Origin of the sequence: Aliiroseovarius sp. S2029 (genome assembly GCF_023195575.1) — a bacterium.
In the GTDB taxonomy this organism is placed as follows: domain Bacteria; phylum Pseudomonadota; class Alphaproteobacteria; order Rhodobacterales; family Rhodobacteraceae; genus Aliiroseovarius; species Aliiroseovarius zhejiangensis.
On record NZ_JALPQE010000001.1, the window covers coordinates 246,463 to 266,310 of the forward strand.

Here is a 19,848-nt window from a genome sequence, read left to right on the forward strand (position 1 = left end):
ATCGTTCGGAACGCGCGTTTGGGTTTTGGCGGGGCTCGAAGTCAGGTCATTGAAAAAGCTCAAGAAAAGAGGGCCGAACCGCAAAGGGCGAGGTTCGCTCAAACTGAGACTGATGGCCATTCTGAGCCCAGCTTCGGCCCGGCAGCGCGTCTACGAGGTTCGGTCGGTTCGCGCAAACCCCTTTGATAACACGGAGAAATCCGTGCCCGTCAGGGCGGTGTCACTGGTTCGTAATGGGGATAATGGCGGAGGAGGTGGGATTCGAACCCACGGTAGACTTTCACCTACGTCGGTTTTCAAGACCGGTGCATTCAACCACTCTGCCACTCCTCCGACAAAGCGAAGGGATAGCGGTGGTTACGCGATTCTGAAAGCAGTTTTCGCGGGCTGGTTTTTGCCCACCACATTATCGCCTTGTGCGAGAGCCTTTTCACGCGGTCCATGTATCGCTAAAGTGGCGCGTAATCGGGAGCGATACCCGGCAAATCAGCGGTTCCGGGCATAGGCCCGCATGATAACTAGGGGCGAGACATGGCAAGCAAGACCACTCTGAAAGTGGCCATTGTGTTGGGCAGCGCACTGTTTCTTTCGGGTTGCGACGATGCGAAACTTCCCGACTTTCTGAAAAAGAACGACAAGGGCAGCGCCTCGGCGGCCGAAGGCAAGAGCGGGCGCACGCAAAGCGGAGAACGCGATGTGGAAGCGCCCGAGATCTTTCAGTTGGCTGAAAAGGGGTTGTGGGACGGCCGTCCCAGCCTTGGCGGCGTATGGGTGGCGCATCCCGATGCCAAGGATCCCGAACGTGTGATCGTCCGCAATCAGGAGAATGGCAAATCCGTCGTTGGCGCCCTGTTCCGCCGCGAACGCGAGGTGCCCGGGCCGCGTTTTCAGGTGTCGTCCGATGCGGCCGATGCCCTTGGCATGTTGGCTGGTGCCCCGGCCGATCTGAGCGTAACCGCCCTGCGCAAAGAGGTGATCAAGGAAGAACCGCCTGCACCGACCGAAGAGCTTGAGGCCCCGGACGAGATCGCGCAAACGACGCTGGATGACCCGATCGCAGCGGCGTCGGCCGCTCTGGCGGAAACCGAAGCAGCCGCCGCACGATCCGCCCCCCCGCCCAAGCCCGCCACCCCGAAGGCAACCCCGGCCAGCGCGCTGTCGAAACCTTACATTCAGGTTGGGATCTTTTCGTTTGAAGCCAATGCCGACCAAACCGCCGCTGAGTTGCGCAACGCGGGTCTGCCGGCGACCATCAAACCGGGACGCTCGAACGGCAAGTCGTTCTGGCGCGTGTTGGTCGGCCCGATCAACAGCCAGGAAGAGCACACGGCGGCGTTGAAAAAGACCAACGACATGGGCTTTACCGACGCCTATCCTGTCACGAACTGAAGCCCGCCCGGGCAAAGCAATAAAGCAACAAAGGCCAATCTCCTGCAATGCCAATCCGTCTGACCGTATTCTTCGCCGCCCTTATGACCGTGCTGGCAGCCGCCACCCTGCCCGCCCGTGCCTTCGAGACCCGCGCTGGTTCTGCCTATGTGCTGGACATCAACACGGGCACCGTCCTGATGGAAAAGAACGCCGAAGTGCCCCTGCCGCCCGCGTCGATGTCAAAGCTGATGACGGTCAACCTGTTGTTCGAGGCGCTGGCCGACGGTCGGGTGACGATGAGCACCCAGTTCGGTGTATCGGATCGTGCGGCATCGACCGGCGGATCGACGATGTTTCTTGAACAGTCGGACCGCCCCACGGTCGAGGACCTGATCCAGGGCATCATCGTTCAGTCCGGCAATGACGCCTGTGTCGTGGTCGCCGAGGGGCTGGCCGGGACGGAAGACGCTTTCGCCCGCATGATGACCGACCGCGCCCGCGATCTGGGAATGGAGAATTCCAGCTTCGGCAATTCCTCGGGCTGGCCGCATCCGATGCAACGTATGTCGATGAAAGACCTGGCCATTCTGGCGCGTCACATCATTGTCGAGTTTCCGGACTATTATCGCTATTTCGGCCAGTCGGAATATCACTACAAGGGGCGCGCGCCCGACAACCGGTTCAATCGGAACCCGTTGCTGGATCTTGGCATTGGCGCCGATGGATTGAAAACCGGCCACACGCAGGAAGCAGGCTATGGGCTGGTCGGGTCCGCCCGCCAGGGGGACCGACGGATCGTGTTCGTCATCTCGGGCATGAACTCGGAAAAGGAACGCGCGGAAGAGGCCGAGGCGATCGTCAACTGGGCATTTCGCCAGTTCACCATGAAAACCACGGTTAAAGCCGGTGAACGGGTGGCCGAAGCCGATGTCTGGCTGGGGTCCGCCGACACGGTCGGGCTTGTTCCGGCGCAGGATGTGGATCTTCTGATCCCCGCCGGGCAGCGCGAGGGCGTGACCGCCACCATCAACTGGAATGGCCCTGTCGCAGCGCCGATTGCGCAGGGCCAGGAACTGGCCGAGATGGTCATCAGCCGCGATGGGCTGAGCGACACCGTAGTGCCGCTTTATGCGCAGGAAGGCGTGGGAAACGCCGGGTTCGGCAAGCGCCTGACCGTGGCCGCCGAACGGGTTTTGGCGCTGGTCATGGGCAATGACGCGCCGCCCGCCGCGCTGGAGCCTGATGTCGCACCTGCAACCAACTGACGCGCGGATGGCCGGGCTTTTCATCAGTTTCGAGGGCATTGATGGCTCGGGAAAATCCACCCAGGCCAGGATGCTGGCGCAAGCGTTGCAGGACGATGGGCGCGAGGTCGTGTTGACCCGCGAACCGGGGGGCAGTCCGGGGGCCGAGGAAATCCGCGCTTTGGTTCTGGAAGGCGACCCCGACCGTTGGTCGGCGCAGACCGAGCTTTTGCTGTTCACTGCCGCCCGGCGCGACCATCTGGAACGCCTGATTCACCCGGCCCTGTCGGATGGCAAGACCGTCATCACCGACCGTTTTGCCGACAGCACGCGCATCTATCAGGGCACCCGGTCCGGCGATCTGCGCGACATGGTCGATCAGTTGCATGATCTTGTGATCGGGCGCGAACCGGACCTGACCTTCCTGATCGACATGGACCCTGATCTGGGCTTGTCGCGCGCCAAGGGGCGTGGTGGCACCGAGGAACGGTTCGAAGATTTCGGCGCGGACTTGCAGCACAAGATGCGCGCGGGGTTTCTGGAGCTTGCACAGAAGCATCCCGACCGCTTTCGCGTCATCGACGGCACCCGCGAGATCGACGTGGTGGCTGCAGATGTTCTGTCTGTTGCGCGCGCCGCTCTGGTCAGCGCATCCTCTGACGTATGAGCGTATGAGCACTGGCATGAGCACTGATCCCGACGCCATACCCGAACCCGACCGGATCGACGGCGCCCCCCACCCGCGCGAGGCGGCGCGGTTGATCGGGCAGGACGCCGCCGAAGCCGCGTTTCTGACCGCCTATACCTCGGACCGGTTGCACCACGGGTGGCTGATCACCGGGCCGCGCGGCGTCGGAAAGGCGACCTTGGCCTGGCGCATCGCACGGTTTTTGCTAGCCACACCCCCGGATGACGGCGGCATGTTTGCCGCCCCCACACCGACCAGCCTTGATATTTCTGATGACCATCCCGTCGCCCGACGGCTGAAAGCTCTGTCCGAACCGGGGCTGTTTTTGCTGCGACGTCCATGGGACGAGAAGAACAAGCGTTTGAAGGGTGACATCACGGTGGACGAGGTGCGTAAACTGAAGCACTTCTTCGCCATGTCCTCGGCCGGTGGCGGACGACGCGTTGTGATCGTGGACGTGGCGGACCAGATGAACACTTCGGCGGCGAACGCCTTGTTGAAGCTGTTGGAAGAGCCCCCCGAAGGCGCGGTCCTGCTGCTGATCAGCCATCAGCCATCGCGCCTGTTGCCGACAATCCGGTCACGTTGTCGCGAATTGCGCCTGTCGCCCTTGTCCCCCCCCGATCTGGCGCAAGTGATGGCAGGGCTGGACGAAACCCCATCCGCCGATGAGACACAACGACTGGGAGAGTTGGCCGCAGGTTCGGCGGGTGACGCCCTGCGCCTTCTGCATCTGGATGGTCTGGCGATCTATGCCACGTTGGTCGAGATCTTTTCAGCAGGCCGCGGGTTCGATCGCCCCCGCGCCCTGAAACTGGCCAACAGCGCGGTGGGCAAGGCCAATGCCGAACGGTTCGAACTTATCCTGCGCCTGTTCGAACTGTTCCTCGCCCGTTTGGCCCGCCATGGCACCGGCTTCCCCCCGGGTGCCGAGGCCGCACCGGGCGAAGCCGCCTGCCTGGCCCGCCTGTCGCCCGGCCCTGACGCGGCCCGCGCCTGGGCCAGCCTGCAACAGGAGCTGTCAGCGCGCGCCAACCATGGTCGGGCGGTGAACCTTGACCCTGCCGCGCTCATCCTTGATATGGTTTTCAGGATCAACGAAACGGCGGCGCGTCAAGCCGCCTGAGGCAAGGACGGACCTGATGAGCACGCCGCGGATTACCGACAGCCATTGCCACCTGGATTTCCCGGATTTCGAAGGTGAGCTGGATCAGGTGATCGCGCGTGCCGCCGAGGCTGGCGTTCGGCGCATGGTGACGATCTGCACCAGGATGGCCAATCTGGACCAGGTTCGCACGATCGCCGAGGCGCATGATCCGGTTTTCTTTGCCGCCGCCACCCACCCGATGAGCGTGGCGTCCGAACCGATGATAACAGTGGATGATCTGGTCGCCTTGGCGGCGCATCCGAAATTCGTCGGTATCGGCGAAAGCGGGCTGGACTATCACTATACGGCGGACAGCCGCGAGGTGCAGATCGAAAGCCTGCGCATCCATATCGAAGCCGCGCGCCAGACCGGTTTGCCCCTGATCATACATGCGCGCGACGCGGACGAAGATATGGCCCGCATCCTGACCGAAGAACACGCAAACGGCGCCTTTTCCTGCGTGATGCACTGTTTCAGCTCCGGGGCCGTACTTGCGAAAGCGGCGTTGGATCTGGGCTTCTATCTGTCGATGTCCGGCATCGCCGCCTTCCCCCGCAGTCAGGACCTGCGCGACATTTTCGCAACTGCCCCGGTTGAACGCATTCTTGTCGAAACCGATGCCCCTTATCTGGCCCCGCCCCCCCATCGCGGGCGGCGGAATGAACCGGCCTACACCGCCCATACGGCCAAGGTCGGCGCCGAAATCTTCGGCCTGTCCTACGAGGCATTCGCCGCACAGACCGAAGCCAATTTCGACCGGCTCTTCACCAAGGCCGCAACCTTCAAGAGCGGTGCGTGATGGCGCGGCTGGAGTTCACCATACTTGGATGCGGCTCGTCCGGCGGGGTGCCCCGGCTGGGCGGGCATTGGGGCGATTGCGACCCGTCCAACCCGAAAAACACCCGCACCCGTTGCTCCGCACTTGTCACCCGAACCGGCGATGCTGGCGGCGTCACGCGGGTGTTGATCGACACGTCGCCGGACATGCGTCACCAGTTACTTCGCGCGGGCGTCGGCACCCTGGATGCGGTGGTCTATACCCACAGCCACGCCGACCATATGCATGGCATCGACGATCTGCGCATGGTGGTCTTCAACATGAAACGCCGCCTGCCCGTCTGGGCGGATGGCCCGACGCAGGAGGCGCTGCTGGCCCGGTTCAGCTATGCGTTCATCCAGCCCGAGGGATCGAACTATCCGCCGATCCTGGACCTGCACTCGATCCGGCTCGGCAACGGCGATGTGGTGATCGGTGGCGCAGGGGGCGACATCCACCTGACCCCGTTCGAAGTGCGCCATGGCCTGATGGACGCCTTGGGGTTCCGGATTGGCGGGCTAGTCTATCTGCCGGACGTGAACGAGATCCCGGATGACGTGCTGCCTGTGCTTCAGGATCTGGACGTATTCGTTCTGGATGCCTTGCGCCGCTCGCCCCACCCGACCCACTTCCATCTGGATCAGGCCCTGGAGTGGATCGAGCGTGTTGGCACCCGTAAAGGCGTGTTGACCAATATGCATATCGACCTGGACTACGCCACGCTTGACGCGGAAACCCCGCCCCATATCACCCCGGCCTTTGACGGAATGACCATCCGCATTCCGCTTGAATGAGCACGCTTGTCGATATCGTCCTGCCCGTCTTTCTGGTGATCGGGTTCGGCTATCTGGTGCGCTGGCGGCGCCTGTTGGACGACGGGGCGGTTGATGGTCTGATGCGCTTTGCGCAGTCGGTTGCCATTCCCTGCCTGTTGTTTCTGGCCATCGCGCGTCTGGACCTGAGCGCCGAATTTGATCTGGCGCTTCTGGGCAGCTTCTATACCGGCGCGGTCTCGGGGTTCACCGCCGGGCTTCTTGGTGCGCGTCTGCTGTTTGGCCGTCCATGGCCGGATGCGGTGGCCTTCGGGTTCGTGACACTGTTTTCCAACTCGCTTCTGCTGGGTTTGCCGATCACGGAACGCGCGTTTGGCCCCGATGCTCTGGCCGGGAACTATGCCATTATCTCGATCCACGCGCCGATCTGCTATGCCATCGGCATCACCGCGATGGAGATCGCCCGCGCCCAAGGTGCAGGCCCCTGGGACACGCTGCGTCAGATCACGCGCGCGATGACGCGCAACATGCTGGTGCTGGCGATTGCTGCAGGCTTCGTCGTCAACCTTATGCATGTTCCCCTGCCCGGCGTGCTGGTCGAGGCGTTGACCCTGCTGGGCCGGGCCGCTCTTCCCACAGCCCTGTTTGCCCTTGGCGGTGTCCTCTATCTTTACCGTCCCGAAGGCGACCTGCGCATCGTCACCTATCTGTGTCTGATTTCGCTGTTTGTGCACCCGGCGATCACCTGGGGGCTGGGTCTGGCGCTTGGCCTGAATGTGGATCAGTTCCGGTCTGCGATCGTCACGGCGGCGTCGGCGCCCGGCATCAACGCCTATATCTTTGCCAACCTCTATGGGGTGGGCAAACGCGTGGCGGCGACCACGGTTCTGGTGGCCACCGGCCTGTCGATCCTGACCGTCTGGGGGTGGCTCGCGATGCTTGCGGCCTTCGGATATTGACAATGGGCAGGGCGCACCAGCCCAAACGTTACAACTTTTCCATTCCACCCTTGCATCCGTAACATCCCCTCTTGCCCCGAATCGTGGCGCCAAGTATTATCGACCATACGGTCAGCTTTAATTGACACCGCTATCGGGTTTGGGAGGACCACATGGAAGCATTGATTTGCGACGCCGTTCGCACCCCCATCGGACGCTATGGCGGTGCCCTGTCGCAGGTGCGGGCCGACGATCTGGCAGCCCTGCCCATCGCCGCCCTGATGGCCCGCAACCCGGACGTGGACTGGGCGTCTGTCGATGACGTGCTTTACGGATCCGCCAACCAAGCAGGTGAAGACAACCGCAACGTGGCACGTATGGCCGCCCTTCTGGCCGGGCTTCCGGTGGACGTGCCCGGCACCACGATCAACCGCCTCTGTGCGTCCGGCATGGACGCGGTGGGCATGGCCGCGCGCGGGATCAAGGCGGGCGACTATGACCTGTGCATCGCGGGTGGCGTCGAAAGCATGAGCCGTGCGCCCTTCGTCATGCCCAAAGCCACGTCGGCTTTTACCCGCGCCAACGCGGTCTATGACACCACCATCGGCTGGCGCTTTGTGAACCCGAAAATGGACAAGATGCACGGCACGCATTCGATGCCGCAGACCGCTGACAATGTGGCTGAAGATTACGCCGTAAGCCGCGAAGATCAGGACGCTTTTGCCGCCCGAAGCCAGGCCCGCTGGGACGCTGCCCACAAGGCAGGTCGCTTCGCGGACGAGATCATCCCCGTGACGATCCCGCAGCGCAAAGGGGATCCGGTTGTGGTCGACACAGACGAACATCCCCGCCCCGGCACCACGGCGGAGAAGTTGTCGGGCCTCAGGGGCGTAAACGGCCCTGACCTGACGGTGACGGCGGGCAACGCGTCTGGCGTGAATGACGGGGCGGCAGCGATGCTGGTCGCCTCGGAAACCGCGGCCGCGACCAATGGGCTGACCCCCATGGCCCGCGTTGTCGGGATGGCCGCCGCCGGTGTGCCCCCCCGCGTCATGGGCATCGGTCCGGTTCCGGCCAGCCTAAAGGTGCTTGAAAAAGCGGGACTCACCATCGACCAGATGGATGTGATAGAATTGAACGAAGCCTTCGCGGCCCAGGGCCTTGCCACGCTGCGCGAGCTGGGCGTCGCCGATGACGACCCGCGCGTGAACCCCAATGGCGGTGCGATTGCACTGGGCCACCCGCTGGGCATGTCGGGCGCGCGGCTTGTACTGACCGCCGCCTATCAACTGAAACGCACAGGTGGGCGCTATGCGCTCTGCACCATGTGCGTGGGGGTTGGACAGGGCGTTGCCCTTATTCTGGAAAGGATCTGACGATGTATGCTCAATTGGTGAAAACCGCAGGCACTGGCGTGAAGACCCGCGCGGAAATGTCTGACGAAGAACGGAATTTCCAGGATCGCATTGACCGGGATGAAAAGATCGAACCGAAAGACTGGATGCCCGATGACTACCGCGCCACGCTGATCCGCCAGATCGGTCAGCACGCCCATTCCGAGATCGTCGGCCAATTGCCGGAAGGCAACTGGATCACCCGCGCCCCCACGTTGGAGCGCAAGGCAATCCTGCTGGCCAAGGTGCAGGACGAGGCCGGCCACGGGCTATATCTTTACTGCGCGGCGGAAACGCTGGGTGTCACCCGCGACGAACTGACCGAAGAGCTGTTGTCGGGGCGGATGAAATACTCCTCGATCTTCAACTATCCCACCCTGAACTGGGCCGATATCGGCGCCGTGGGGTGGCTGGTTGATGGCGCAGCGATCATGAACCAGGTGCCGCTGCAACGGACCTCTTATGGCCCCTACAGCCGCGCCATGATCCGCATCTGCAAGGAAGAAAGTTTTCACCAGCGCCAGGGCTATGACATCATGATGAAGATGGCGCAAGGCACGGATGCGCAACGGAAAATGGCGCAGGATGCGTTGAACCGCTTTTGGTATCCGTCCCTGATGATGTTCGGCCCGTCGGACAAGGACAGCGTGCATTCGGCGCAGTCGCTGGCCTGGAAGATCAAGATCGACACTAATGACGAGCTGCGCCAGAAATTCGTCGACCAGACCGTGCCACAGGCCAAATATCTTGGTCTGACCATCCCTGACGAGCACCTGAAATGGAACGAGGAACGTGGCGCGCATGATTTCTCGGAACCCGACTGGTCCGAGTTCTTCAATGTCATCAAGGGCAAAGGCCCCTGCAATATCGACCGGATGAAAGACCGCGTCGACGCCTGGGAAGACGGCGCATGGGTGCGTGATGGCCTTCTGGCCCATGCCCGCAAGAAATCAGCCGCGCGCACCGCCGCCGAATAAGGAGAGATCAGATGTCCAAAGAATGGCCCCTGTGGGAAGTGTTCATCCGCGGCCAGCACGGCCTGAGCCACCGGCATGTGGGCAGCCTGCACGCCCCTGATGCCGAGATGGCGATCAAGAACGCGCGCGATGTCTATACCCGCCGCAACGAAGGCGTGTCGATCTGGGTGGTGGAAGCCGTTCATATCGCAGCCTCTTCCCCGGAAGAGAAAGGCCCGCTCTACGAGCCGTCCAATTCGAAGGTTTATCGCCACCCGACCTTTTTCGACATTCCTGAAGACGTGGGGCACATGTGATGGATAGCCAAAAAGCTCTATTCGAATTTTTGCTCAGGATGGGCGACAGCAGCCTGATCCTTGGGCATCGCGTCAGCGAATGGTGCGGCCATGCGCCGGTGCTGGAAGAAGACATCGCGCTGGCCAACACGGCGCTGGACCTGATCGGCCAGACGCAGATGTGGCTGGGCCTTGCGGGCGAGGTGGAAGGCAAGGGCCGCACCGCCGACGACCTGGCCTTCCTGCGCGACGCCTGGGATTTCCGCAACCTCTTGTTGTGCGAACTGCCCAATGGTGATTTCGGCCGGACGCTGATGCGCCAGTTCCTGTATGACGCCTGGTCGTCGATCATGCTGGCGCGGTTGATCGGGTCGACCGATCCGCGTGTGGCCGAGATCGCGGCAAAAGCCTCGAAAGAGGTCGCCTATCACGTGGAACGGTCAGGCGACACTGTCGTCGGGCTGGGCGACGGGACCGAAGAAAGCCATAAGCGGATGCAAGCCGCGCTGGATTACCTGTGGCCCTATGTCGGCGAGATGTTTGACGGCGACGCGGTGGACGCGGCCATGGTCAAGGCCGGTATTGCCCCTGACCCCGCGTCCCTGCGCGAAGAATACGACGCGCTGGTGGGGCGCGTGTTGACACAGGCTACGCTGACCATCCCGACCGACACGTTCCACCACAAAGGCGGGCGCACGGGGTACATGCACACCGAACATCTGGGCCACCTTCTGACCAGCATGCAATGGTTGCAACGCGCCTATCCGGGCGCGACCTGGTAAGATGGGCCAGCCATCGGTTGATACGATCTGGGACTGGCTGGACCAGGTGCCTGACCCCGAGATCCCGGTGATCTCGCTGGTCGATCTGGGCATCATCCGCGATGTCAAATGGGAAGGTGACGTGCTGAACGTCGCCGTCACCCCCACCTATTCCGGCTGTCCTGCCACCACCGTGATCAAGTTCGACATCGAAGCTGCGCTGCGCGACCGGGGGATCGAAAAACTGGTCCTGACGACGCAACTATCGCCCCCGTGGACCACCGACTGGCTGTCTGACAAGGGCCGCGCGGCGTTGGAGAAATTCGGCATCGCTCCGCCCTCGGCCAAAGGTGAACCGGATCGCTGCCCCAATTGCGGCGGCACGGATCTGGAACGCACCAGCCAATTCGGCTCGACCCCTTGCAAGGCGCTCTGGCGATGCCGCGACTGCCTTGAACCCTTCGACTATTTCAAGTGCATCTAGGAGGTTCCATGGCGCGCTTTCACACCCTCAAAGTGACCGACATCCAGAAAACGATCCGCGATGCGGTTGTCGTGACGCTTGCACCCGACGAGCCGGAGGCGTTCGTTTACACCCAAGGCCAGTACCTGACCTTCCGGCGGGATTTCGACGGGCAGGAGCTGCGCCGGTCCTATTCGATCTGTTCCGGGCTGGACGATGGCCGGTTGCAGGTCGGCATCAAGCGCGTCGATGGCGGGGCGTTTTCCACCTGGGCCAATGAAGAGCTGAAAACCGGCGACACCATCGAGGCGATGTCGCCGATGGGCAATTTCTTCGTGCCGCTGGCGCCCGATCTGGATCGCCACTACCTGGGTTTCGCCGGCGGGTCCGGCATCACGCCGGTGCTGTCGATCATCAAGACGACCCTTGCCCGCGAACCCAATTCTCAGTTCACGCTGGTCTATGCCAACAAGGCTGTGACCACGATCATGTTCCGCGAGGAACTGGAAGATCTGAAGAACCGCTATATGGGTCGGTTCAACGTGATCCACATTCTGGAAAGCGACGCGCAGGAGATCGACCTGTTCACCGGGTTGGTGGACGAGGAAAAATGCGCGGCTCTGTTCAAGAACTGGATCGACATCAAGTCCGTCGATACCGCGTTCATCTGCGGCCCTGAACCGATGATGCTGGGCATAGCCCGCGCGCTGCGCGACCAGGGGCTGGATGACGCGCAGATCAAGTTTGAACTGTTTGCGTCCAGCCAACCCGGCCGCGCCGCAAAGAAAGCCGTCAGTACGTCGGCCGTGAAAGGCGACGGGATCGACGCGGTGATTGCATTGGACGGATCCAGCCGCACCATCACCATGGACGCCGAAACCTCGATCCTGGATGCGGCCCTGGCCAATGACATGGATGCCCCATATGCCTGCAAGGCCGGGGTCTGTTCGACTTGCCGGTGCCGTGTGATCGAAGGCGATGTCGAGATGCTGACCAATCACGCGCTGGAGGATTACGAGGTCGAAAAGGGCTATGTCCTGTCCTGCCAGTCCTATGCCAAATCCGCCCGTGTCGTCATCGACTACGACCAGTAAGGAGAGCCCCATGTCCGAGATGAGTATCACCGACTACCTCGCCCAGGGGGGTGTCATGACCTCGCCCGAAAACGTGCCCGCGCGCTATCGGGCCGAACTGATGCGCCTGATGGCCACCTTTGTGGACAGCGCGTTGGCGGGGGCTGCGGGATTTGCCGACATCATCAATGAAGGTCCGGGCATCAAGGAACGTATCGCGGCTGCCAAGATCGTGCTGGAAAAGACCGATAATGCCGACAAGGTGTTGAAGATCATGGGGGATTTCGGCGCCAATACCGTGCGCTATGCCAATCACCATCCATGGACGGACCGGTTGGCACGTGACGCGGATATCGGCACCTCCCGCACCGAGACCGACATGCGGCTGGCGGTGTTCAACTATCCCCTGCAAGGCTGGGCGGATGCCGTTGTGATGAACCTTTTGATGGGTTTGGCCGTGGGGGTGCAGATGGGCGAATTCAAACGTGTGTCCTATGCGCCGCTGGCCGAGGCCTTCCGCGCCATCGCCCCGGTCGAGGCCCGCCATGCCGAGCTTGCCGCCGAAGGCATCGCGCGTCTGGTTGAGACCGGCACAGACAAGGCGGATCTGCAAGCTAGCGTGGATTACTGGTGGCCGCGCGTCGCGTCGAGCTTTGGCAAGGACATCTCGACCCGAGCCAGCCAGTTGCAGGCTTTTGGGCTGCGCCACTCCACCAATGCCGAATTGCGCGAGGAATGGGAGGCCACCGCCGCCGCCACCCTGAAGAAACTGGGACTGAGCGCGCCCTGAGCGCCGCCTGACCGTATCACGAACAGAGGACACAGCATGACCTTGATGAAAGTCTCCAGCTTTGCGGCTGGTCAGTGGATTGCGCCGGGCGCGGGTGCCCGCCCCATCGCCTCGGCCATCACGGGGGTCCAGATCGCCGAAGCCGGTGGCGCAGACTTGGATATGCAGTTGATGATCGACTATGCGCGCGACACAGGCGGCCCCGCCCTGCGTGCCATGGGCTTTCATGACCGCGCCAAGATGCTGAAGGCGCTGGCGGTGCATCTGGGCGAGCACAAGCAGATGCTTTACGACCTCAGCTTCGACACCGGGGCCACGCAATCCGACCACATGATCGACATTGACGGTGGCATCGGCACGATGTTCGTCTTTGCTTCGAAAGGCCGTCGCGAGATGCCGGATGGTCAGGTCTATATCGATGGCGAGATCGAGCAGCTGTCCCGCAATGGCACCTTTCTTGGCATGCATATCGCAACGCCCCTGCAAGGCGTCGCGGTGCATATCAACGCCTTCAATTTCCCGGTCTGGGGGATGCTGGAAAAGCTCGCCCCCACTTTGCTGGCCGGTGTGCCCGCGATCGTGAAACCCGCGACCGCCACCAGTTACGTCACCGAAGCCGCGATGCGTATCCTGCTGAACAGCGGCATTCTGCCCGACGGCGCGTTGCAGTTGATTTCCGGTGGAACAGGCGACCTGCTGGATCGGCTTGGCTCTCAGGATATCGTCAGCTTTACCGGCTCGGCACAGACCGCGTCAATGCTGCGTTCGAACCCGAACATCCTGAAAAACTCGGTGCGCTTTGTGGCGGAACAAGACAGCCTGAACGCGTCGATCTTAGGCCCGGACGTGACGCCGGGCACCGCTGAATTTGACCTCTTTATCAAAGAGGTGCAGCGCGAGATGACCACCAAAGCCGGGCAGAAATGCACCGCGATCCGGCGCATCATCGCGCCCGATGCTCAGGTCGCGAACGTGATTGAAGCGCTGTCCGCCCGTCTGGACAAGACCGTCGTCGGTGACCCGCGTGCCGACGGCGTGCGCATGGGGGCCTTGGTCTCGGCCAGCCAGAAAGCAGATGTGCTTGAGAAAGCCGCCGCCATCGGCTCGGAAAGCAAGCTGGTTTATGGCAGCCCGGAAGACACTGATTTCGCCGGGGACGTCGACGCCGGTGCTTTCGTAAAGCCGATGCTGTTTCACTGCGAAACCCCCGACACCGCCACCATCGTGCACGAATGCGAGGCGTTCGGCCCCGTGTCGACGATCATGGGGTATCGCGACATCGCCCACGCCATCGAACTGGCCAACAAGGGCGAAGGCTCGCTGGTGGCCTCGGTCATCACGGGATCAGGCGATGTGGCGCGTGAGGTTGCCATGGGCGCCGGTGCCTTCCACGGGCGGCTTTATTTCAACAACGCCACCTCGATGAAAGAATCGACCGGCCACGGCTCGCCCCTGCCCCATATGGTGCATGGCGGACCGGGGCGCGCGGGCGGCGGCGAGGAAATGGGCGGCGTGCGTGGCGTGTTGCACTATATGCAGCGCACCGCCATTCAGGGCAGCCCTGACATCCTGACCGCGATCGGCGGACGTTGGGTGCCCGGCGCAACCGAGATCGACGGCCCCGCCCACCCGTTCACCCGCAAGTTCGGCGAATTGTCGATTGGTGAGACGCTGCACACCAAGTCACGCGAGATCACGCTGGACGATATCGAGAAATTCGCCAACTTCACCGGCGACACGTTCTATGCCCATATGGACAGCGAGGCGGCGAAACGAAACCCGTTCTTCCCGGATCGCGTGGCGCATGGCTATCTGCTGCTCAGCTTTGCCGCTGGCCTGTTCGTTGAACCCAACGAAGGCCCGGTTCTTGCGAACACCGGACTTGATAGCCTGCGCTTCATGAAACCGGTCGAAGCAGGCGACAGCATGAAAGTACGCCTGACCGTGAAGGCCAAAACGCGGCGCACGGATGAGTATGGCGAAGTGCGCTGGCACGTGACGCTGACAAATCAGAATGACGAGTTGGTGGCGGAATACGAGCTTTTGACCATGAACGCTTACTGAAACCGGATGGACGCCCCGACGATCCCCGACGAGGCGCAAGACCTCTTGACCCTCTTGCAGGGTGACGGAGATCTGCGGGTCTGGTCGGTGATCGTGACCATCATGGGCGACATGGCGCGCGGCCCCGAACAAACCGTATCCGGTGCAACGCTGGGCGTGCTGATGGGCGCACTTGGCATTCGGCCCGAGGCCACGCGGGTCGCCCTGCACCGGCTGCGGAAAGATGGCTGGATCAGCAGTCAGCGCGCCGGGCGCGGGTCGCTCTATGCTCTGACCGATGACGGTCGGGCGCAGACCCGGGCGGTTGCTGATCGTATCTACGACCCGAACCCGCCCGTGCCGGACCGTTGGCACCTTGTCGTCACCTCGACGACCACCGATCCAGACAGTGTCGCGCAACATCTGGTCAAGCAGGGGTTTTCAGAGCTGTCCCCAAATGTGTTCCTCGGCGTTTCAGACCCGGGCGCCTGCCCCGGATGCCTGCATTTCTCGGACCATACACCCAAATTGCCACAGACGATGTTAAACACACTGGTCCCTGCCCCTGCCGCCGCCGAGACCCAGCGTTTTCAGGCCAGGCTTGCACAGGTTAGCCCACGCATCCTTTCCCCCCAGTCGCCTCTGTCTTCCCTGTCGAAGGCTGCATTGCGGATCATCGTGTTGCACAACTGGCGGCGCATCGTGTTGCGATGGCCACCCCTGCCGCTGCCCACGACCTGGCCCGAGGCGCAACTGCGCCGTGATGTGCACGCGATTCTGACCCGGCTCGGCCCGATTGATGCAGATGCCTTGAGGGGGTGAGCACCTTTTGTCGCCAGACAGGGTGCGATTGGTGCGGGCGGTGGGACTCGAACCCACACGGGGCTACGCCCCAACAGATTTTAAGTCTGGTATGTCTACCATTCCATCACGCCCGCACCGGGTGGGGCCTGGCCCCGTCCTTCCCTAACGCCTCTGGAAATCAGAGGCAATCGGTCAGATGCGTATGCTGCGGACCGGCCGTATCACGTCAGGACCGTGGGGCTGTCATCCTTGACCGCCTGCATCACAACATGGGTCGAACTCTGCGCCAGATGCGGCAGAGTCGAAATGGCTTCGCCCAGCACCCGTCGAAAATCGCGCATGTCGTGGGTGCGCACCTTCAGAAGGTAATCGAAATGCGCCGCCAGCATGTGGCATTCTTCCACTTCAGGAATACCGGCCACTTGCTTGTTGAACGCGCGCAAGGCGGCTTCGCGGGTGTCTGACAGCTTGACCTCGACAAAGGCGACGTGATCGCGACCCAGGCGGATCGGGTCGATATCGGCCCGGTATCCTGTGATGACCCCTTCAGCCTCTAACCGTCGCACACGGGCTTGCGTCGGGGATTTCGACAAACCGATCCGCTGCGCCAGATCGGTGATCGAAATACGCCCGTTGCCCGACAGAACATCCAGAATCCTGCGGTCGAACCGATCCAGATCAACTTGTCTATCTTCCTGCATATCTCCCCCAATATCAGTTTTTTTAACTGCTCATCAGCAAAGTTCGGGAAAAACGACTTGTATATTCGACATATCATAGGGGAAGTGAAAACACCACGAGGATCCGCACATGACCGATGCTCTACGCCAGAAGATCGATGATCTCGCCTATACCGATGAAGAAAAGCATGTCCATGAACTGGCCGAGGACGCTGGCCTGTCTGCCGAAGATCGGGCGCGGATCGCGGCCAGCGGGGCGGATCTTGTGCGTGCCATCCGGGCCTCGTCCGATCCGGGAATGATGGAGGTGTTTCTGGCCGAATACGGCCTGTCCACGGATGAAGGCATCGCGCTCATGTGTCTGGCCGAAGCCCTGCTGCGCGTGCCGGATGCCGAAACCATCGACGCGCTGATTGAAGACAAGATCGCACCCAGCGACTGGGGCAAGCATTTGGGGCGGTCGTCGTCGTCACTGGTCAACGCCTCGACCTGGGCGCTTTTGGTGACGGGCAAGGTGCTGGACGAACGCGAACCGGGCATCGCGGGCGCGCTGCGGGGTGCCGTCAAACGTCTGGGTGAACCGGTGATCCGTACCGCCGTGGGGCGCGCGATGAAGGAAATGGGCAACCAGTTCGTGTTGGGCGAAACCATTGCCGCCGCGATGAAACGCGGATCGAAGATGGAAGCGAAAGGCTTCACCTATTCCTATGACATGCTGGGCGAAGCGGCCCTGACCGATGACGATGCGCGCCGCTATCAGATGGCCTATGCCAAGGCGATTTCAGAGATTGCCAGTGCCTGCAAGTCAAAGGACATCCGCGCCAATCCGGGCATCTCGGTCAAGCTGTCGGCGCTGTTTCCCCGCTACGAACGCGCCCAGCGCGACCGCGTGATGACGACGCTTGTGCCGCGCGTGTCGGCCCTTGCCCACTTGGCAAAATCAGCCGGAATGGGCTTCAACATCGACGCCGAAGAAGCGGACCGGTTGCAGATTTCACTCGACGTGATCGAAGCCGTATTGTCCGACAAGTCGCTGGCCGGATGGGATGGGTTCGGCGTGGTGGTGCAAGCCTATGGCCACCGTGCCGGGACTGTCATTGACTGGCTACACGCCGTGGCCGAACGGCTGGATCGCAAGATCATGGTGCGGTTGGTGAAAGGCGCCTATTGGGACACCGAAATCAAGCGCGCGCAGGTCGAAGGTCTGGACGCGTTTCCGGTGTTCACGCGCAAGGTCGCAACGGATGTCAGCTACATCGCCAATGCGCGCAAATTGCTGTTGCTCACCGATCGGATCTATCCGCAATTTGCCACCCACAACGCGCACACGGCGGCGGCCATTCTGGACATCGCCAAATCCTCGGGCGTGGATGCGCGTGGCTATGAGTTCCAGCGTCTGCACGGCATGGGCGAGCGGCTGCATCAGATCATAATGGACGAGAACGGCACCCACTGCCGGATCTATGCTCCGGTGGGCGCGCATCGCGACCTTCTGGCCTATCTGGTGCGGCGACTGTTGGAGAACGGAGCCAACAGCTCTTTCGTCAATCAGATCGTCGATGAAAGCGTCACCCCCGAAGAGGTCGCCGCGTGTCCTTTCGCAGCACTCGACCACCCTGCGCCGCATGTGCCCACCGGATACGAGCTCTATGAAGATCGCAAGAACTCCAAAGGGCTGGACCTGACCTATGAACCGCATCTGGATCAGATCGATGCCGCCCGCGACCCATTCGGGGACACACAGTTCACCGCCGAACCCTTGTTTGCGGGCATGCAAAAAGGCGGCAAACTTGTCACCGTCACCAATCCCGCAAACGGGAAAGAGGTGGGACAGATCACCTGGGCCAGCGCCGAAGACGTTCAAACCGCGCTTGGGTCAGCGTCACGCTGGGATGCCGCGCCCGAGACACGCGCCGAGGTTCTGAACCGGGCGGCAGATCTTTACGAAGACAACCTTGGAGTGTTCTTCGCCCTGCTCGCGCGCGAGGCCGGTAAGACCCTGCCCGACTGCATGGGAGAATTGCGCGAAGCCGTTGATTTCCTGCGCTACTATGCCACTCGCATTCCACATCTGACACGCGACGCACGCGGGCTGTTCACCTGCATTTCGCCGTGGAATTTCCCGCTGGCCATCTTTACCGGCCAGATTGCCGGGGCCTTGGCCGCTGGAAACGGCGTGTTGGCCAAACCCGCCGAACAGACCGGGATCATCGCGTATGAGGCGGTAAAATTGCTGCACCAAGCGGGCGTGCCGCGCCAGGTGTTGCAGCTTTTGCCTGGCGATGGTGCGACGGTCGGTGCCGCGCTCACGTCAGATGCGCGCATCGACGGGGTCGCCTTTACCGGGTCGACCGAAACCGCTCAGATCATCCGCCGTGCCATGGCGGATCACCTGTCGCCTTCCGCGCCGCTGATCGCAGAAACCGGCGGCCTGAACGCGATGATCGTCGACAGCACCGCCCTGCCGGAACAGGCGGTGCGCGACATCGTGGCATCCAGCTTCCAGTCGGCCGGGCAGCGCTGTTCGGCGCTGCGCTGTCTTTACGTGCAGGACGACATCGCTGACAGCCTGACCGAGATGCTCGTCGGTGCGATGGACGAACTGACCCCGGCGGATCCGTGGCACCTGTCGACCGATCTTGGTCCGGTCATTGATGAGGACGCGTATCAGGGCATTCGCACCTATATCGACGCGGCCCACGCCGATCAACGGGTCGTGCACGCGCTGCAGGCGCCCGAGGCCGGCCATTTCATTCCGCCCACCCTGATCCGTGTCGACGGCATTTACGAGATGGAACGCGAAATCTTCGGACCGGTTCTGCATATTGCACGTTACAAGGCGGAAAATCTTGATGCGGTTATCAATGCGATCAACGCCACGGGATACGGGCTGACCTTTGGCCTGCACACAAGGATCGACGACCGCGTTCAGCACGTGGTCGATCGCATCCATGCGGGCAACGCCTATGTCAACCGCAACCAGATCGGAGCAATCGTCGGCTCGCAACCCTTCGGGGGCGAAGGGCTGTCCGGCACCGGCCCCAAGGCGGGTGGCCCGGCTTACGTGGACAGGTTCTGCACCGCAGATCCCGCCCCGGTCTCGGCCGAGCCATCGGGCGAGCAGACCAAAGCCAGCCCGGCACTGGCACAAGCCATTGCCGCCGCTGCGCGCGAGGCAACGCTGGCCTCAAGCCGTCTGCCGGGACCGACCGGTGAGTTGAACCAACTGTCCACCCATCCCCGTGCGCCGTTCCTGTGCCTTGGTCCCGGCCGTGCCGTGGCCGAGCGACAGAAGGCGGATGTGGAGCGTCTCGGCGGTGTGGCCGTTCTGGCCCCGGATCTGGACGCAACCGCCCTGACCACCATCGACGGGATCGGTGGGGCGGTTTACTGGGGGCCTGAAGCGGACGCAAAGGCGCGGGTTCAGGCGCTCGCGTCCCGCAACGGAGCGATCCTGTCCCTGATCACCGGCGCGGTGACAGCCGAAGTCGTGACCCATGAGCGACATCTGTGTGTGGACACCACGGCCTCGGGCGGAAATGCCGAGCTTTTGATGCTGTCCCAGCCGCCAGACCTGGCCGCAGAGTAGATCAGCCGCTTGACCCGGTGG

General features: G+C 62.3%; 18 protein-coding genes and 2 tRNA genes. 17 read left to right on the plus strand and 3 right to left on the minus strand.

From position 1 onward, the window contains the following. Positions 1-243 precede the first annotated feature (243 nt). Positions 244-333: transfer RNA gene (locus MUY21_RS01280), tRNA-Ser, on the minus strand. Between the two features lie 198 nt (positions 334-531). On the opposite strand from MUY21_RS01280, the gene MUY21_RS01285 reads away from it, so the two are divergent. The 16 genes from MUY21_RS01285 to MUY21_RS01360 all read left to right on the plus strand — a co-directional run bounded on the left by MUY21_RS01285 (position 532) and on the right by MUY21_RS01360 (position 15,576). Continuing rightward, positions 532-1,389, plus strand: a complete 858-nt coding sequence (locus MUY21_RS01285) for an SPOR domain-containing protein (protein WP_248408607.1) — start codon at positions 532-534, stop codon at positions 1,387-1,389. Positions 1,390-1,436: 47 nt separating this feature from the next. Next, positions 1,437-2,636: a D-alanyl-D-alanine carboxypeptidase family protein gene (locus MUY21_RS01290; RefSeq protein ID WP_248408608.1), complete on the plus strand. Its 1,200-nt coding sequence runs from the start codon at positions 1,437-1,439 to the stop codon at positions 2,634-2,636. A 7-nt stretch (positions 2,637-2,643) separates the two neighbouring features. Continuing rightward, entirely contained in the window at positions 2,644-3,282 is a 639-nt protein-coding gene (gene tmk / locus MUY21_RS01295; protein ID WP_248408609.1) for a dTMP kinase, read from the plus strand. Positions 3,283-3,298: 16 nt separating this feature from the next. Beyond that, positions 3,299-4,429, plus strand: a complete 1,131-nt coding sequence (locus MUY21_RS01300) for a DNA polymerase III subunit delta' (protein ID WP_248408610.1) — start codon at positions 3,299-3,301, stop codon at positions 4,427-4,429. 16 nt (positions 4,430-4,445) lie between these two features. Next, positions 4,446-5,249: a TatD family hydrolase gene (locus MUY21_RS01305; RefSeq protein ID WP_248408611.1), complete on the plus strand. Its 804-nt coding sequence runs from the start codon at positions 4,446-4,448 to the stop codon at positions 5,247-5,249. Beyond that, a complete protein-coding gene (locus MUY21_RS01310) occupies positions 5,249-6,061 on the plus strand; it encodes an MBL fold metallo-hydrolase (protein ID WP_248408612.1) in 813 nt (270 codons plus the stop codon). Before MUY21_RS01305 ends, MUY21_RS01310 begins: the two co-directional genes overlap by 1 nt. After that, entirely contained in the window at positions 6,058-6,999 is a 942-nt protein-coding gene (locus MUY21_RS01315) for an AEC family transporter (RefSeq protein ID WP_248408613.1), read from the plus strand. Before MUY21_RS01310 ends, MUY21_RS01315 begins: the two co-directional genes overlap by 4 nt. Before the next feature lie 152 nt (positions 7,000-7,151). Then, the gene (gene pcaF / locus MUY21_RS01320; RefSeq protein ID WP_248408614.1) at positions 7,152-8,354 is read left to right on the plus strand and encodes a 3-oxoadipyl-CoA thiolase; all 1,203 of its coding nucleotides are present in this window, start codon (positions 7,152-7,154) and stop codon (positions 8,352-8,354) included. A gap of 2 nt (positions 8,355-8,356) precedes the next feature. After that, positions 8,357-9,349, plus strand: a complete 993-nt coding sequence (paaA, locus tag MUY21_RS01325) for a 1,2-phenylacetyl-CoA epoxidase subunit PaaA (protein WP_248408615.1) — start codon at positions 8,357-8,359, stop codon at positions 9,347-9,349. Between the two features lie 11 nt (positions 9,350-9,360). Further along, on the plus strand, positions 9,361-9,645 hold the full coding sequence (gene paaB / locus MUY21_RS01330) for a 1,2-phenylacetyl-CoA epoxidase subunit PaaB (RefSeq protein ID WP_191284919.1): 285 nt from the start codon (positions 9,361-9,363) through the stop codon (positions 9,643-9,645). Further along, the gene (gene paaC, locus MUY21_RS01335) at positions 9,645-10,406 is read left to right on the plus strand and encodes a 1,2-phenylacetyl-CoA epoxidase subunit PaaC (protein ID WP_248408616.1); all 762 of its coding nucleotides are present in this window, start codon (positions 9,645-9,647) and stop codon (positions 10,404-10,406) included. Before paaB ends, paaC begins: the two co-directional genes overlap by 1 nt. A gap of 1 nt (position 10,407) precedes the next feature. Then, positions 10,408-10,869 (plus strand): 1,2-phenylacetyl-CoA epoxidase subunit PaaD, encoded by a 462-nt coding sequence (gene paaD, locus MUY21_RS01340; RefSeq protein ID WP_248408617.1) that lies wholly within the window; start codon positions 10,408-10,410, stop codon positions 10,867-10,869. Between the two features lie 8 nt (positions 10,870-10,877). After that, positions 10,878-11,942, plus strand: coding sequence for a 1,2-phenylacetyl-CoA epoxidase subunit PaaE (gene paaE, locus MUY21_RS01345; protein WP_248408618.1), 1,065 nt, complete (start codon positions 10,878-10,880; stop codon positions 11,940-11,942). A 10-nt stretch (positions 11,943-11,952) separates the two neighbouring features. Next, positions 11,953-12,711: a Phenylacetic acid catabolic protein gene (locus MUY21_RS01350; RefSeq protein ID WP_248408619.1), complete on the plus strand. Its 759-nt coding sequence runs from the start codon at positions 11,953-11,955 to the stop codon at positions 12,709-12,711. A 36-nt stretch (positions 12,712-12,747) separates the two neighbouring features. Further along, a complete protein-coding gene (paaZ, locus tag MUY21_RS01355; RefSeq protein ID WP_248408620.1) occupies positions 12,748-14,775 on the plus strand; it encodes a phenylacetic acid degradation bifunctional protein PaaZ in 2,028 nt (675 codons plus the stop codon). Positions 14,776-14,781: 6 nt separating this feature from the next. Further along, a complete protein-coding gene (locus tag MUY21_RS01360; RefSeq protein ID WP_248408621.1) occupies positions 14,782-15,576 on the plus strand; it encodes a hypothetical protein in 795 nt (264 codons plus the stop codon). Between the two features lie 29 nt (positions 15,577-15,605). Here the strand turns inward: MUY21_RS01360 and MUY21_RS01365 are convergent. Both MUY21_RS01365 and MUY21_RS01370 read right to left on the minus strand, forming a co-directional pair. Beyond that, positions 15,606-15,692 (minus strand) — tRNA-Leu (locus MUY21_RS01365). 87 nt (positions 15,693-15,779) lie between these two features. Continuing rightward, on the minus strand, positions 15,780-16,259 hold the full coding sequence (locus tag MUY21_RS01370; protein WP_248408622.1) for an Lrp/AsnC family transcriptional regulator: 480 nt from the start codon (positions 16,257-16,259) through the stop codon (positions 15,780-15,782). Positions 16,260-16,368: 109 nt separating this feature from the next. Here MUY21_RS01370 and putA point away from each other — a divergent pair, with 109 nt between their 5' ends. Then, positions 16,369-19,827: a bifunctional proline dehydrogenase/L-glutamate gamma-semialdehyde dehydrogenase PutA gene (gene putA, locus MUY21_RS01375; RefSeq protein WP_248408623.1), complete on the plus strand. Its 3,459-nt coding sequence runs from the start codon at positions 16,369-16,371 to the stop codon at positions 19,825-19,827. Positions 19,828-19,848: the final 21 nt, after the last annotated feature.

What these genes read in the sequence shown, in the direction of transcription:
- MUY21_RS01285 (WP_248408607.1), top strand. Translation starts at nt 532, where the DNA reads ATGGCAAGCAAGACCACTCTGAAAGTGGCCATTGTGTTGGGCAGCGCA.
- MUY21_RS01290 (WP_248408608.1), top strand. Translation starts at nt 1,437, where the DNA reads ATGCCAATCCGTCTGACCGTATTCTTCGCCGCCCTTATGACCGTGCTG.
- tmk (WP_248408609.1), top strand. Translation starts at nt 2,644, where the DNA reads ATGGCCGGGCTTTTCATCAGTTTCGAGGGCATTGATGGCTCGGGAAAA.
- MUY21_RS01300 (WP_248408610.1), top strand. Translation starts at nt 3,299, where the DNA reads ATGAGCACTGATCCCGACGCCATACCCGAACCCGACCGGATCGACGGC.
- MUY21_RS01305 (WP_248408611.1), top strand. Translation starts at nt 4,446, where the DNA reads ATGAGCACGCCGCGGATTACCGACAGCCATTGCCACCTGGATTTCCCG.
- MUY21_RS01310 (WP_248408612.1), top strand. Translation starts at nt 5,249, where the DNA reads ATGGCGCGGCTGGAGTTCACCATACTTGGATGCGGCTCGTCCGGCGGG.
- MUY21_RS01315 (WP_248408613.1), top strand. Translation starts at nt 6,058, where the DNA reads ATGAGCACGCTTGTCGATATCGTCCTGCCCGTCTTTCTGGTGATCGGG.
- pcaF (WP_248408614.1), top strand. Translation starts at nt 7,152, where the DNA reads ATGGAAGCATTGATTTGCGACGCCGTTCGCACCCCCATCGGACGCTAT.
- paaA (WP_248408615.1), top strand. Translation starts at nt 8,357, where the DNA reads ATGTATGCTCAATTGGTGAAAACCGCAGGCACTGGCGTGAAGACCCGC.
- paaB (WP_191284919.1), top strand. Translation starts at nt 9,361, where the DNA reads ATGTCCAAAGAATGGCCCCTGTGGGAAGTGTTCATCCGCGGCCAGCAC.
- paaC (WP_248408616.1), top strand. Translation starts at nt 9,645, where the DNA reads ATGGATAGCCAAAAAGCTCTATTCGAATTTTTGCTCAGGATGGGCGAC.
- paaD (WP_248408617.1), top strand. Translation starts at nt 10,408, where the DNA reads ATGGGCCAGCCATCGGTTGATACGATCTGGGACTGGCTGGACCAGGTG.
- paaE (WP_248408618.1), top strand. Translation starts at nt 10,878, where the DNA reads ATGGCGCGCTTTCACACCCTCAAAGTGACCGACATCCAGAAAACGATC.
- MUY21_RS01350 (WP_248408619.1), top strand. Translation starts at nt 11,953, where the DNA reads ATGTCCGAGATGAGTATCACCGACTACCTCGCCCAGGGGGGTGTCATG.
- paaZ (WP_248408620.1), top strand. Translation starts at nt 12,748, where the DNA reads ATGACCTTGATGAAAGTCTCCAGCTTTGCGGCTGGTCAGTGGATTGCG.
- MUY21_RS01360 (WP_248408621.1), top strand. Translation starts at nt 14,782, where the DNA reads ATGGACGCCCCGACGATCCCCGACGAGGCGCAAGACCTCTTGACCCTC.
- MUY21_RS01370 (WP_248408622.1), bottom strand. Translation starts at nt 16,259, where the DNA reads ATGCAGGAAGATAGACAAGTTGATCTGGATCGGTTCGACCGCAGGATT.
- putA (WP_248408623.1), top strand. Translation starts at nt 16,369, where the DNA reads ATGACCGATGCTCTACGCCAGAAGATCGATGATCTCGCCTATACCGAT.